The sequence below is a fragment of the Flavobacterium odoriferum genome, assembly GCF_025499515.1.
GTDB classification, from domain to species: domain Bacteria; phylum Bacteroidota; class Bacteroidia; order Flavobacteriales; family Flavobacteriaceae; genus Flavobacterium; species Flavobacterium odoriferum.
On record NZ_JAMKFA010000001.1, the window covers coordinates 546,997 to 559,552 of the forward strand.

Below are 12,556 nucleotides of genomic sequence, written 5' to 3' on the forward strand. Positions count from 1 at the left end.
AGCCCTATTTACTAATAAATAGTTGATTTGAAAAAAGTGAATGTGGAGATGAAACTAAATTAATATCAAACTTTAATGAAGGTTCTATTCTTGAACTTGCACTGTGAATTCTAAATGAAATTTGCCAACCTTCATTTAAAGTAACTAAAAGTGTTGTTTTAGAGTTTTCTTGATAAACAACTTCTATTAATCTATTTGGTAACTTTAATTTTTGAATTTTTGCTTTAGGTTTTATATTTTCAAAAGGTAAATTCAACGTACCATGTAAGTTGTAGGCTTGAATTTCAACTTTATTTTTTCCTTTAATCACTTTATAAAAATCTTGTCTTCCTATTAAATACTCTATCAATCTTTTAGCAACGATACCAATATTGTCATTATCAAGGCGTAATAGCTCTTTTCTAAAAGCATCCAATACAGGAATATAAACAGATGAATGATAGTCACCTAAAGTGTCCCATTTTTGTGTTGCTTTACTTTCTGTTCTCAACTTAGCTAGCTTTTCAAAAATTGGTTTTATTTCAGAAAAATAATTTTCAGAACAAGGAATATCTAACCATTTTAACCCAAAATCAATATCGTTTGATAGTCGAGAATGCTTAACAGCTCTATGATTGTTTTTTGCTGAAATTCCAATTTCCCATTTTTGTATCGATCTAATGGCTAATACATCTCTAACATCTCCACTCTGCCCCATTTTATCAGAAACAATTTCTAGTTGTAAAACATCTTCATTGTTAATTCCATTAGATAAACGAGGTTCAATATCAATAAGAAAGTTGACTGCAAAACTAGCAACCAGTTTATAATTACCTTGTTCCTTCTCCTCAAAACTCAAAAAGCATTTTTCGGCTGTTTTGTATGGCTCATTTTTTAAAACAGAAACCTGCGTTAATTGACTTAATCTTTCTAAAAACTCATTTAATAAAGCATATTCAAATGCTTTGCCGTTAATTGTTTGTGTTGATATTTTAGCCATTATGCAGGTATAGAATTTATAATCTCATTCATTTTTTCACGAACAATATTACCATTATTAATTAATGGAATATTTTGAGAAAGAACTTTTTTTATTTCTTCTTTTTTGCTTAAATCTTCAAATATTTGCTGTGCCAAAATATTAGCCATTTTTACAGGTACAGCATTTCCAATCATCTTATATCCTGCAACAACACTTTTGTAATAAAAAACAAAATTATCTGGAAATGTCTGAACTCTTGCGCATTCGCGAATACTTAATCTTCTATATAAATGCTCTTTACCTTTAACAAATTCACGAACATTTTGTTCAATAAATGTCATTTTGGGTGCTTGTGGATGAATAGGTGCGTGCCTTCCTCCTGCTTGAATTGTATAAGAAACTTCATCCCAAGAGCGGACTCTATTTCTAGACATAAACATTGATGAAAATCCACCAATCATATATTCATGATTACTTATTGAACAATTATTTCCATTAGTATAATTTCCTTCTTTTGCTGGTAAAGCATTGTGTTTTAAGTCGCCTATAGCATCTTCTAAAGTAATTTTATTTTCTAGCGTTGAGCATTTAGGAAATTGAAATTTAATTCCTAAATCATTTCTGTAACCAATAAAAAATACACGTTTTCTATCTTGTGGAACCCCAAAATCAGAAACATTTAATAATTGAAATGATAAATTATATCCAATATCATTAAACATTTGTTTTATATTTTCAAGTGCATCTTTATGGGCGGGGAGCAACATTCCAGAAACATTCTCTGCAAGAAAGAATTTAGGTCTTTTATCTGCTAATATTCGCATAAATTCATAAAAAAGTTGCCCTCTTTTATCGGCAATTCCTCTTTTGGATCCAGCTTCTGACCAACTTTGACAAGGAGGTCCGCCGATGATTCCATCACAATCAGGAACTTCATCGGAAGAAATATCTACAATACTTCTTTTGTCAAGAATTGTGTTTTTATGGTTTTTCTCATAAGTTTCCCAAATTTCTTTATCATATTCATTGGCCCAAATTACATCAAAACCTGCTTTTTGGAAACCTAAGTCTAGACCGCCAGCGCCTGCAAAAAATGATACTACTTTCATGGAAGAGAAACTTAAAATTAGAAAACAAATTTACTCTTTTCCATTTACATTTTAAAGATTGAGAACTAAAAAACCTTAAACTATTTTAAATAATATCACCTTCAAAACGTTTTTCTTCGATTTTATTTATAACTTAAACAAGCGTTAAAGTTCGTTTTAAATAGCTATTGGTTTGTTTTTATTTTTAGTTTTAATGCAAATTACAATCGTTATGGAGTTCAAAGTTTACGATGCTGCGTTTGCAAAACAGTATGAAAATGGCGCTATAAAAGCCATGCCGCTAGTGTCTTGGGATATTTATTCTCAGTATTTATTGCAAACCAATGTGGTGCTTCACGATGTTAATTCGTTACATCAAATTGCCAATAAAAATCAGTGGAAGTCGGTTTGGGATTTTAAAGAAAGCCTACAAGATGAAACTGTTATTGTAGTTACGGATGCGCACTTAAAAATCGTTTTTGCTAGTAAAAACATCGAAAAAATGAATGGCTACGAAGCAAAAGAAGTCGTTGGAAACTCGCCAAAAATGTTTCAAGGCGCCAAAACCGATTTACAAGTTAGCAACGAAATCAGAAAAGCCATTTTAAACAAAGTGCCGTTTGAGAAAAACGTAATCAATTATTGCAAAGACGGTTCGGTTTACAATTGTCACATCAAAGGATTTCCAATTTTCAATCATAAGGGAGAAGTAACTAATTTTATCGCGTTTGAAAAAATAGCCGCTTAAAACGAACATATATAAAACAAAAACGAGTGCTAAAATTATCTTTAGCACTCGTTTTTTATGTTGAAATGAGATTATTCTATTTCAGAAACTCTCAATGTATTTACCATTCCTTTCGCTACGATAGGCATTGCGGCTAAGTTAACGACCATATCGCCTTTTTTTACGTATTTCTTTTCTTGGCAAATCGTGTTGATGTCTTCAATCGTGTCATCTGTACTTACTAATTTGTCGTAGAAATAAGCTCTTACACCCCATAAAAGGTTCAATTGCGTTAAAATTCTTCGGTTTGAAGTAAATACTAAAATGTGCGATTTTGGGCGCCAAGCCGAAATTTGAAACGCCGTATAACCTGAGTTGGTTAATGTTGTAATCGCTTTCGCATTAATAGTATCGGCCATTTGAGCTGCGTGGTAACAAATCGATTTGGTAATATAACGACTGTTTTTGATTTGTGGTTGCGAAATTGGCACTTTAATAAGTGGTGAATCTTCAACGCTTTCAATAATACGAGTCATGGTTTCAATAACTTCCACAGGATAATTTCCTACTGAAGTTTCTCCTGATAACATTACGGCATCCGCTCCGTCCATAACCGAATTGGCTACGTCGTTTACTTCGGCACGTGTTGGTGTTAAAGAGGTAATCATCGTTTCCATCATTTGTGTTGCCACAATTACCGGAATACGAGCTGTTTTTGCTCTGTGAATCAATTTTTTCTGAATCAATGGCACTTCTTCCGCCGGAACTTCCACACCTAAATCGCCACGAGCAACCATTAAACCATCACAAAACGCTACGATTTTGTCAATGTTTTCAACCGCTTCAGGTTTTTCAATTTTGGCAATAATTGGAATTTTATGATCGGAATGTTTTGCAATTAAATCTTGTAAATCTTCTAAGTCTTTTGGCGTTCTCACAAACGATAAAGCAATCCAATCCACTTTATTTTCAATCGCAAAAATAGCATCGCGAATGTCTTTTTCTGTTAAAGCAGGTAACGAAACTTTAGTGTTAGGTAAGTTTACTCCTTTTTTTGATCTTAAAGGACCACCTTGTACTACAACTGCTTCAACTTCGGTGTTTTTATCGGTTTTAGTAACTTCAAAAATTAATTTTCCGTCGTCTAATAAGATTCTTTCTCCTGGATTTACATCTTTAGGAAATTCTTTGTAGTTCATGTACACTCTTGAAGCTGTTCCTAAGATATCTTCGGCAGTAGTGAAGGTAATAATATCGCCTTTGCTCACTACTACATCTTCTTTCATTACACCTACGCGTAATTTTGGACCTTGTAAATCGCCTAAAATTGAAGTTGTATAACCAAACTCTTCGTTTAGCTCTCTAATCATTTGAATTCGTTCGGTAACATCAGTATAATCGGCGTGCGAAAAGTTAACTCTAAATACGTTAACTCCGGCATCAATCATTTTTTTTATTACTTCTTTTGTACTACAGGCTGGGCCTAGCGTAGCTACAATTTTAGTCTTTTTGTTTGTTGGCATTTTAATTAAAAAATTAAATTATTTTTAGATTTTAAGTTCGTGATATCAATCGCGTAAGCCGTAGTTACATTTTTAATTTCCTGAATTTTATCAACTATGGATTCTGAGTCAAATCCGTAATCGATATTTTCAATTTTAATAAGGTAATCGGCTTTTTTAAATTCGGGTAGTAAAAAAACAGTGATGTCTACTTGCTCAAATAATGAGGTTGTTTGTTTGTTGGAATTGATAATCGTGGTTTTGTTTTCGATTAACGTCCAAACAACATCGTTTTTTTCATCATCAAAAATATAATTACTAAAAGCGCTTTTTCCTTCGGGAATTGCGATTTCTACATAAGCAAGATTTTTACTTAATTGAACGCCTAATTCCTTGTTCAGCATATAAGCCAATTTGTAATCATCTAAAGATGAATGCACGGCAATAAGCTCATAATCATCTGAAACAAAATCGTTTATTTGAATTTTATGAATGGCCATTACCAGAATTTAAGTTGTAAAGATAAGACTAAAATCGATTAAAAAGCACCCATTTACGTGTTCTTAACGTTAATTTAGTAACGAAAACGTTTTAGTACTGGGTTATTTTTTTGAAATTTTTTCTTGCAAAGCAAAATAAGCGCGTTGCGATGCTTTTTCTTCTGCTTTTTTCTTAGAAGTGGCTCTTGCTCGGGCAATAATTTTTTGGTCGATAAGCAATTTTACCCCAAAATATTTCTGACCTTCGATGCCGTTATCTTCTACAAAATCAAAAAAGAAAGACATTTTTTCTTTCTGACACCATTCGATAATTAAACTTTTGTAGCTGATTACTTTTCCTTCTAATTTGGCAATATCTACATATTGTTTGATGATTTTATTTCGGATAAACTTTTCGCAATATGTAAAACCTCTATCCAAATAAATAGCACCAATAAATGCTTCAAATAAATTACCATGAATATTTTCACCAAACTGATTCGAATTGATTTTACTTTCTACAAATTGAAGCAAGTTAAAATCGCGACCAAGTTCGTTTAAATGCTCTCTACTCACAATTTTCGAACGCATTTTTGTCAAATAGCCTTCATCTCCAGACGGAACTTCGTTATATAAATGTGCTGCAATTACGCTGCCTAACATAGCATCGCCTAAAAATTCCAAACGCTCATAATTGAACGGATTTCCTTTTTCGTCTACTTTATTAGTAGAACGATGCGTGAATGCTTTTTTGTAATATCTAAGCTCTTTAGGTTCAAAACCTAGTATTTTGGTAATTTTTTCAAAAAAAATCCCGTCTTCTTGAGAACGGGAGTTTTTTCGTATTTTATTAAATAAACGACGCATGTGTTTAGTCTTCCAATTTTTTAAATAATACACAAGCATTGTGTCCACCAAAACCAAACGTATTGCTCATCGCCACTTTAATTTCACGTTTTTGCGCTTTATTTAAAGTTAAATTCAATTCTGGGTTAATGTTTTCATCTACAACTGTGTGGTTAATCGTTGGAGGAACAATACTATGTTGCATAGCTAAGATAGAAGCAATTGCTTCGATAGCACCAGCAGCACCAAGTAAATGTCCTGTCATTGATTTGGTAGAGTTGATATTAATATTTTTAGCATGATCGCCAAAAACATGACTAATTGCTTTTAATTCGGCAACATCACCTAAAGGGGTAGAAGTTCCGTGAGTGTTGATGTGATCAACTTGCTCTGGAGACATTCCCGCATCACGTAAAGTGTTTTCCATTACTGCAATAACTCCAATTCCTTCTGGATGCGGAGCCGTTAAGTGGTAGGCGTCAGAAGACATTCCTCCACCACCAACTTCACAGTAAATTCTAGCACCGCGCGCTTTTGCATGTTCGTACTCTTCTAAAACTAATGCACCAGCACCTTCGCCAAGAACAAAACCATCACGAGTAGCATCAAAAGGTCTTGAAGCTGTTTCTGGACTTTCGTTTCTTGTTGATAGGGCATGCATAGAATTAAATCCACCCATTCCTGCAATGGTTACAGCTGCTTCAGAACCACCTGAAATGATAACATCACACATTCCTAAACGAATGTAATTGAAGGCATCAATTAAGGCATTAGCCGAAGAAGCACAAGCAGAAACTGTAGTATAGTTTGGACCCATATAGCCATTTCTCATAGAAATATGAGCTGGAGCAATATCGGCAATCATTTTAGGAATAAAGAAAGGATTGAACTTTGGCGTTCCATCACCTTTAGCATAATAGATAACTTCATCTTGGAAAGTTTCTAAACCTCCAATTCCAGCACCCCAAATTACACCTACTCTATGTTTGTTTACATTGTCTGAAGTAATTCCAGCGTCTTTAATCGCTTCGTCACTTGCAGCAATGGCATATTGAGCAAATTTATCCAATCGGCGCGATTCCTTACGATCCATATAATCTTCGATGTTGAAGTTTTTTACTTCACACGCAAATTTTGTTTTATGTTTTTCAGTATCGTAATACGTTATGGGTGCAGCACCACTTTTCCCATTAATTAAACCATCCCAGTATTCTTGAATGGAATTTCCAATTGGGGTTAATGCTCCAAGGCCAGTTACAACAACACGCTTTAATTGCATATCCTTATTTTTAAATATCGTTTAAACAAATAATACCCGTGTTTTCTTTAGTTTATAATAATAAAGAGACAAGGGTATTTCAATATAATGTGATTGAAATTCAATCAAAAATAGTCTAATTTCTTAAAATAATAAAAACCCGCATGCAAAAAAATGCACACGGGCGTTTTATTTATTATTTTTTAGCTTCTTCGATGTAAGAAATAGCTTGACCTACAGTAGCAATGTTTTCAGCTTGGTCGTCTGGAATTTGAATATCAAATTCTTTTTCGAACTCCATAATAAGCTCAACAGTGTCTAATGAATCAGCTCCTAAATCGTTTGTGAAGCTTGCTTCTGTTACAACTTCGTTTTCGTCAACACCTAATTTGTCTACGATAATCGCTTTTACTCTTGATGCAATGTCTGACATAATCTTTTAATTTTTAATTTAATTTGTTGGCAAAAATAAAAAACTTTATTTTAAAACAACCTTTTTGTTACTAAATATGACCACGAATTTAAAAAAAATAATTCACAAAGGCTTCTTTTTTTTATTTTTTACCAAATATTATTCTTTTTTTTGTGGGAAGAAATCAATAAGAAATGAAAAATATTGTGCTTTTTGCTTCCGGAAACGGTTCAAATGCCGAAGAAATAATCAGGTATTTTAAAAAAAATAGCCAAGGAACTGTAGTCGCCATCTTCTCTAACAAACCAGATGCCAAAGTGTTAGATAGAGCAAAAAATCATAACATTCCTTCAGTGGTTTTTTCAAAAAGCCAATTAAATGAAGGTTTTGTACTCGAACAATTACATCAGTTTCAACCCGATTTAATTGTTTTAGCCGGATTTCTACTAAAATTTCCCGAGTCTATATTAAAAGAATATCCAAAAGTAATCAATATTCATCCTGCTTTATTGCCAAAGTATGGTGGAAAAGGAATGTATGGCATGAATGTACATCAAGCGGTTTTAGAAAATAAAGAAAAAGAAACCGGAATTACGATTCATTATGTAAACGAACATTACGATGAAGGCGAATTTATTTTTCAAAAATCAGTAAATATCGAAGATTGCAAAACAGCGGAAGAAATTGCGCATAAAATCCATGAATTAGAACATCAATATTTTCCTGAAGTAATAGGAAATCTAATCACTAATCACTAACTACTATTCACTTGAGTCACGAAGTTCACATATATACAGACGGCGCTGCCAAGGGAAATCCTGGTCCGGCTGGCTATGGCGTGGTGATGGAAATGGTGGGAACTCCGTATAAAAAAGAATTTTACGAAGGTTTTCGATTGTCTACTAATAATAGAATGGAATTATTAGCAGTAATTGTAGGTTTAGAAAAATTAAAAAATCCAAAAACTAAAGTCTTAGTCGTTTCCGATTCCAAATATGTGGTGGATTCTGTTGAAAAGCGCTGGGTTTTTCAGTGGGAAAAAATAAACTTCAAAGCCAAGAAAAATCCAGATTTATGGATGCGTTTCTTAAAAATCTATCGCCAACACCAAGTCGATTTTCAATGGGTAAAAGGACACAACAGTCATCCGCAAAATGAACGCTGCGATGAATTAGCCGTTATGGCATCGCAACAAGAAAAATTATCTATTGACGAGTTTTATGAGCGAGAAGAAGGGAAGTTGTTGTAGATTTTAGTTCGAACGTATTAATTTTTGTTTTATCATTTTAAAATTTGGGTCAATTAAAAAAAGTTCATTTGTGTCCAAATTGATACTATCAATTGCAAAATAATAATCAAATACATCATTCATATCAACATTTTTGGGGTAGTAATTTTTTAATTCTTTTTTGTTTAGAGCAAATCTGGTTTTTTTTAAAGAGATAAATGATTTTTGCTGCTTTTTCAATTCATAAATATATAAAGAGTCTTTTGGTATTAGCGTTGGACTAGACCAAATATTAGGTTTGTTGAAAATTGAAATCAACACAAATTTATTATCAAAAATTTCATAATAATAAGAATGGTTTTCATCTTCTATTTGAATAACTTTTTCATTATGGTAAAATTTACCATTTTCCTTAACTAATCCAAACTTTTCATAAGTTGTTCCTAAAATAGATTCTTCTTTAAGAAACCATTTTATGGATTTTTCTTTATTTTTAATTTTTGGGTTGTTTGATCCACAAGAAATAATAATTAAAGAAAGTATTAATGTTTTTTGGAAATTCATACACATCGATTCATACAAATCTACAAAAAAACTCAAATCTCTAACCTTCAAAACTTTTAAACATATAAACTTTTAAACTTCTAAACAAAAACTTATCTTTGCACTTTATTTCAAATTCAATTTAATGAACAAACTATTAATAGTAGGAACAGTAGCTTTTGATGCTATTGAAACGCCTTTCGGAAAAACAGATAAAATTTTAGGTGGAGCCGCGACTTACATTGGTTTAGCGTCTAACTTTTTTAATGTAGATGCAGCAGTAGTTTCTGTGGTTGGAGAAGATTTTCCAAAGGAATATTTAGATTTATTAGAAAATAAAGGAGTAAATATCGAAGGAATCGAAATCGTAAAAGGAGGAAAAACTTTCTTTTGGAGTGGAAAATACCACAACGATTTAAATTCTCGCGACACTTTAGTTACCGAATTAAACGTTTTGGCTGATTTTAATCCAGTTGTGCCGCAAGCGTATAAAAATTCGGATGTAGTTTTATTAGGAAACTTACACCCAATTGTACAATCAGGTGTTTTAAATCAAATGTCTGAAAGACCAAAGTTAGTTGTTTTAGATACAATGAATTTTTGGATGGATTGTGCCTTACCAGAATTATTAGACGTAATCAAACGTGTAGATGTAATCACTATCAACGATGAAGAAGCGCGTCAGTTATCAGGAGAATATTCTTTGGTAAAAGCGGCAGCTAAAATTCATACCATGGGACCAAAATATGTGGTAATCAAAAAAGGAGAACATGGAGCGTTATTGTTCCACAACAAAGAAGTATTTTTTGCTCCAGCTTTACCATTAGAAGAAGTGTTTGATCCAACAGGTGCAGGTGATACTTTCGCAGGTGGTTTTGCAGGTTACATTGCACAATCAGAGAACATTTCGTTTAGCAATTTGAAAAACGCTATTATTTACGGTTCAAATTTAGCTTCTTTCTGTGTGGAGAAATTTGGAACAGAACGAATGGAAACTTTAGATAAAAAAGAAGTGAATGCGCGTTTGAAACAATTCAAAGCCTTAACACAATTTGAAATCGAATTAGAAGAATAAAAACGTGCCTCGAAATTTCGGGGCATTTTTTGTTTCAAAAAGAATAAAAATTACAACAACCTACAACAACACAACAACTTATGAGTGACGCTATACAACACGAATGTGGAATTGCATTACTACGATTAAAAAAACCGTTAGAATTCTATAAAGAAAAATACGGAACCGCTTTCTATGGAGTACAAAAAATGTACTTACTAATGGAAAAGCAACATAACCGCGGTCAAGACGGAGCTGGATTAGCGAGTATTAAATTGGATGTAAATCCAGGGGAAAGATACATCAGCCGTATTCGTTCAAACGACCCGCAACCTATTAAGGATATTTTCGCTCAAATTAACGACAGAATTAGTCGCGAGTTAGAAGAACATCCAGAATATCAAAACAATGTGGCACTTCAAAAACAAAATATTCCGTATTTGGGAGAAGTGTTTTTAGGTCACGTTCGTTATGGAACTTTCGGTAAAAATAGCATCGAAAGTGTTCACCCATTTTTACGTCAAAACAATTGGATGCATCGTAATTTAATTGTGGCTGGGAATTTCAATATGACTAACGTAAAGGAGTTGTTCCAAAACTTAATTGATTTAGGACAACATCCAAAACAAATGGCCGATACAGTTACCGTAATGGAAAAAATTGGGCATTTTTTAGATGATGAAGTTACCGAATTATACAAACAATGCAAACACGAAGGCTATTCTAAACAAGAAGCTTCGCCAATTATAGGAGAACGATTAAATGTGCAACGTATTTTAGAACGTGCTTCTCGTAATTTTGATGGAGGTTATGCAATGGCTGGACTTTTTGGTCATGGCGATTCGTTTGTTTTGCGCGATCCTGCCGGAATTCGTCCTGCGTATTTCTACGAAGATGATGAAATTGTAGTGGTAGCTTCAGAACGTCCTGTGATTCAAACGGTTTTCAATGTGCCTTTCGAAAAAGTGCAAGAGTTAACACCAGGAAGCGCTATCATTATTAAGAAAAACGGAAATGTTTCAGTTCAAGAAGTAAGAACACCATTAATAAAAAAAGCATGTTCGTTTGAACGCATTTATTTTTCTCGCGGAAGCGATGCCGAAATCTACAGAGAGCGTAAAGAATTAGGAAAATTAATCTTCCCAAGCGTTTTAAAAGCAATTGATAACGATACCGATAACACCGTTTTCTCTTTTATTCCAAATACAGCAGAAACTTCTTTTTACGGAATGTCTGAAGCAGCTCAAGATTTCTTAAATCAGCGAAAAGCCAAAATGATTATCGAGCAAAAAGACACATTAACTGAAGATTCATTAAAAGAATTGCTTTCAGTGAAAATCAGAACCGAAAAAATCGCTATTAAAGATGCCAAATTAAGAACGTTTATCACTGAAGACAGCAGTCGTGACGATTTAGTAGCTCACGTGTATGATGTAACGTATGGAGTAGTAAAACCAAGCGATAATTTAGTTATTATTGATGATAGTATTGTGCGAGGAACTACTTTAAAACAAAGTATCATTAAAATGATGGATCGTTTGCATCCAAAGAAAATCGTAGTTGTTTCATCAGCACCTCAAATTCGTTATCCAGATTGTTACGGAATTGACATGGCTAAATTAGAAGGGTTAGTAGCTTTCAGAGCAGCTTTAGATTTATTGAAAGAACGCAATTTATATCATATAGTAGAAGAAGTGTACCAAAAATCGAAAGCTCAAGAAGATTTTAGTGATGCTGATGTGGTGAATTATGTAAAAGAAATTTATGCACCATTCACTGATCAAGAAATTTCAGATAAAATTGCCGAAATGCTTACGCCAGAAGATACAAAAGCAGAAGTAAAAATTATTTATCAAACGGTAGAAGATTTACACATTGCTTGTCCGAAGAATTTAGGCGATTGGTATTTTACAGGAGATTATCCAACTGATGGGGGAAATCGTGTAGTAAACCGAGCATTCATGAATTTTTATGAAGGAAAAGATGCTAGAGCTTACTAAAAAGTGCGTTTCATCGACTTTTTATTTCGTTTAACAATTTTTTTATAAAATATTAATATCTCGATATACTTTAGCTCTACCAGAAAATTAGTAGGTTAAGTTTTATGGTAGATTTGGGGCAAAAAGGGTGAAAGCAATTTCTCCCTTTTTTTTATTTCTTTACGTTAATATTTTTGTGATTTAAAACCCTTTTTGTGATAAAAACAAACTTCAAATTGCATTTCATCGAGTTTTCGTGCTATTTAACAATTTTTTTATGCTTGCATAACATCTTGTTCTACTTTAGCTCTACCAGAAAATTAGTAGGTTAAGTTTTATGGTAGATTTGGGGCAAAAAGGGTGAAAGAAATTTCACCTTTTTTATTTTTAAACAAAATTGGGAAAATACAAAAAGCCGAAGTGTTGCCATAACGCTTCGGCTTTCTAGTTAAAATAAGTTATTTTTTATTTTTCAGTTG

Annotated in this window: 13 protein-coding genes; 5 read left to right on the forward strand and 8 right to left on the reverse strand. The window is 33.0% G+C overall.

Annotated elements, in window-relative coordinates:
• Positions 1-4: 4 nt before the first annotated feature.
• Positions 5-979: a HaeIII family restriction endonuclease gene (locus M9Q43_RS02570; protein WP_262317409.1), complete on the reverse strand. Its 975-nt coding sequence runs from the start codon at positions 977-979 to the stop codon at positions 5-7.
• The gene (locus M9Q43_RS02575) at positions 979-2,070 is read right to left on the reverse strand and encodes a DNA cytosine methyltransferase (RefSeq protein ID WP_262317410.1); all 1,092 of its coding nucleotides are present in this window, start codon (positions 2,068-2,070) and stop codon (positions 979-981) included. The genes M9Q43_RS02570 and M9Q43_RS02575 overlap by 1 nt, the downstream gene beginning before the upstream one ends.
• A 211-nt stretch (positions 2,071-2,281) precedes the next feature.
• Here M9Q43_RS02575 and M9Q43_RS02580 point away from each other — a divergent pair, with 211 nt between their 5' ends.
• Complete coding sequence (locus M9Q43_RS02580; protein WP_262317411.1) at positions 2,282-2,797, forward strand: PAS domain-containing protein; 516 nt, start codon at positions 2,282-2,284, stop codon at positions 2,795-2,797.
• A gap of 71 nt (positions 2,798-2,868) precedes the next feature.
• Here M9Q43_RS02580 and pyk read toward each other — a convergent pair whose 3' ends face one another.
• From pyk to M9Q43_RS02605, 5 genes are all read right to left on the reverse strand, one after another.
• Positions 2,869-4,299: a pyruvate kinase gene (gene pyk, locus M9Q43_RS02585; RefSeq protein WP_262317412.1), complete on the reverse strand. Its 1,431-nt coding sequence runs from the start codon at positions 4,297-4,299 to the stop codon at positions 2,869-2,871.
• A gap of 5 nt (positions 4,300-4,304) precedes the next feature.
• Positions 4,305-4,778 carry an IPExxxVDY family protein gene (locus M9Q43_RS02590; RefSeq protein ID WP_262317413.1) on the reverse strand — a complete coding sequence of 158 codons (474 nt, stop codon included), beginning with the start codon at positions 4,776-4,778 and terminating at the stop codon, positions 4,305-4,307.
• 102 nt (positions 4,779-4,880) lie between these two features.
• On the reverse strand, positions 4,881-5,624 hold the full coding sequence (gene rnc / locus M9Q43_RS02595) for a ribonuclease III (RefSeq protein ID WP_262317414.1): 744 nt from the start codon (positions 5,622-5,624) through the stop codon (positions 4,881-4,883).
• A gap of 4 nt (positions 5,625-5,628) precedes the next feature.
• Entirely contained in the window at positions 5,629-6,882 is a 1,254-nt protein-coding gene (gene fabF, locus M9Q43_RS02600; protein WP_262317415.1) for a beta-ketoacyl-ACP synthase II, read from the reverse strand.
• Between the two features lie 175 nt (positions 6,883-7,057).
• Positions 7,058-7,294, reverse strand: a complete 237-nt coding sequence (locus M9Q43_RS02605) for an acyl carrier protein (protein ID WP_007137004.1) — start codon at positions 7,292-7,294, stop codon at positions 7,058-7,060.
• Between the two features lie 173 nt (positions 7,295-7,467).
• Between M9Q43_RS02605 and purN the strand changes: the two genes are divergently transcribed.
• Positions 7,468-8,031 carry a phosphoribosylglycinamide formyltransferase gene (gene purN, locus M9Q43_RS02610; RefSeq protein ID WP_262317416.1) on the forward strand — a complete coding sequence of 188 codons (564 nt, stop codon included), beginning with the start codon at positions 7,468-7,470 and terminating at the stop codon, positions 8,029-8,031.
• Between the two features lie 11 nt (positions 8,032-8,042).
• Positions 8,043-8,522 carry a ribonuclease HI gene (gene rnhA, locus M9Q43_RS02615; protein WP_133609274.1) on the forward strand — a complete coding sequence of 160 codons (480 nt, stop codon included), beginning with the start codon at positions 8,043-8,045 and terminating at the stop codon, positions 8,520-8,522.
• A gap of 3 nt (positions 8,523-8,525) precedes the next feature.
• On the opposite strand, the gene M9Q43_RS02620 is transcribed toward rnhA, so the two are convergent.
• Complete coding sequence (locus M9Q43_RS02620; protein ID WP_262317417.1) at positions 8,526-9,116, reverse strand: hypothetical protein; 591 nt, start codon at positions 9,114-9,116, stop codon at positions 8,526-8,528.
• 73 nt (positions 9,117-9,189) lie between these two features.
• Here M9Q43_RS02620 and M9Q43_RS02625 point away from each other — a divergent pair, with 73 nt between their 5' ends.
• Positions 9,190-10,119 carry a PfkB family carbohydrate kinase gene (locus M9Q43_RS02625; RefSeq protein WP_262317418.1) on the forward strand — a complete coding sequence of 310 codons (930 nt, stop codon included), beginning with the start codon at positions 9,190-9,192 and terminating at the stop codon, positions 10,117-10,119.
• An 80-nt stretch (positions 10,120-10,199) separates the two neighbouring features.
• Positions 10,200-12,098, forward strand: a complete 1,899-nt coding sequence (locus tag M9Q43_RS02630) for an amidophosphoribosyltransferase (RefSeq protein WP_262317419.1) — start codon at positions 10,200-10,202, stop codon at positions 12,096-12,098.
• Positions 12,099-12,556: the final 458 nt, after the last annotated feature.

Coding starts and splice junctions, on each gene's coding strand:
- M9Q43_RS02570 (WP_262317409.1), bottom strand. CDS start 979: ATGGCTAAAATATCAACACAAACAATTAACGGCAAAGCATTTGAATAT.
- M9Q43_RS02575 (WP_262317410.1), bottom strand. CDS start 2,070: ATGAAAGTAGTATCATTTTTTGCAGGCGCTGGCGGTCTAGACTTAGGT.
- M9Q43_RS02580 (WP_262317411.1), top strand. CDS start 2,282: ATGGAGTTCAAAGTTTACGATGCTGCGTTTGCAAAACAGTATGAAAAT.
- pyk (WP_262317412.1), bottom strand. CDS start 4,299: ATGCCAACAAACAAAAAGACTAAAATTGTAGCTACGCTAGGCCCAGCC.
- M9Q43_RS02590 (WP_262317413.1), bottom strand. CDS start 4,778: ATGGCCATTCATAAAATTCAAATAAACGATTTTGTTTCAGATGATTAT.
- rnc (WP_262317414.1), bottom strand. CDS start 5,624: ATGCGTCGTTTATTTAATAAAATACGAAAAAACTCCCGTTCTCAAGAA.
- fabF (WP_262317415.1), bottom strand. CDS start 6,882: ATGCAATTAAAGCGTGTTGTTGTAACTGGCCTTGGAGCATTAACCCCA.
- M9Q43_RS02605 (WP_007137004.1), bottom strand. CDS start 7,294: ATGTCAGACATTGCATCAAGAGTAAAAGCGATTATCGTAGACAAATTA.
- purN (WP_262317416.1), top strand. CDS start 7,468: ATGAAAAATATTGTGCTTTTTGCTTCCGGAAACGGTTCAAATGCCGAA.
- M9Q43_RS02625 (WP_262317418.1), top strand. CDS start 9,190: ATGAACAAACTATTAATAGTAGGAACAGTAGCTTTTGATGCTATTGAA.
- M9Q43_RS02630 (WP_262317419.1), top strand. CDS start 10,200: ATGAGTGACGCTATACAACACGAATGTGGAATTGCATTACTACGATTA.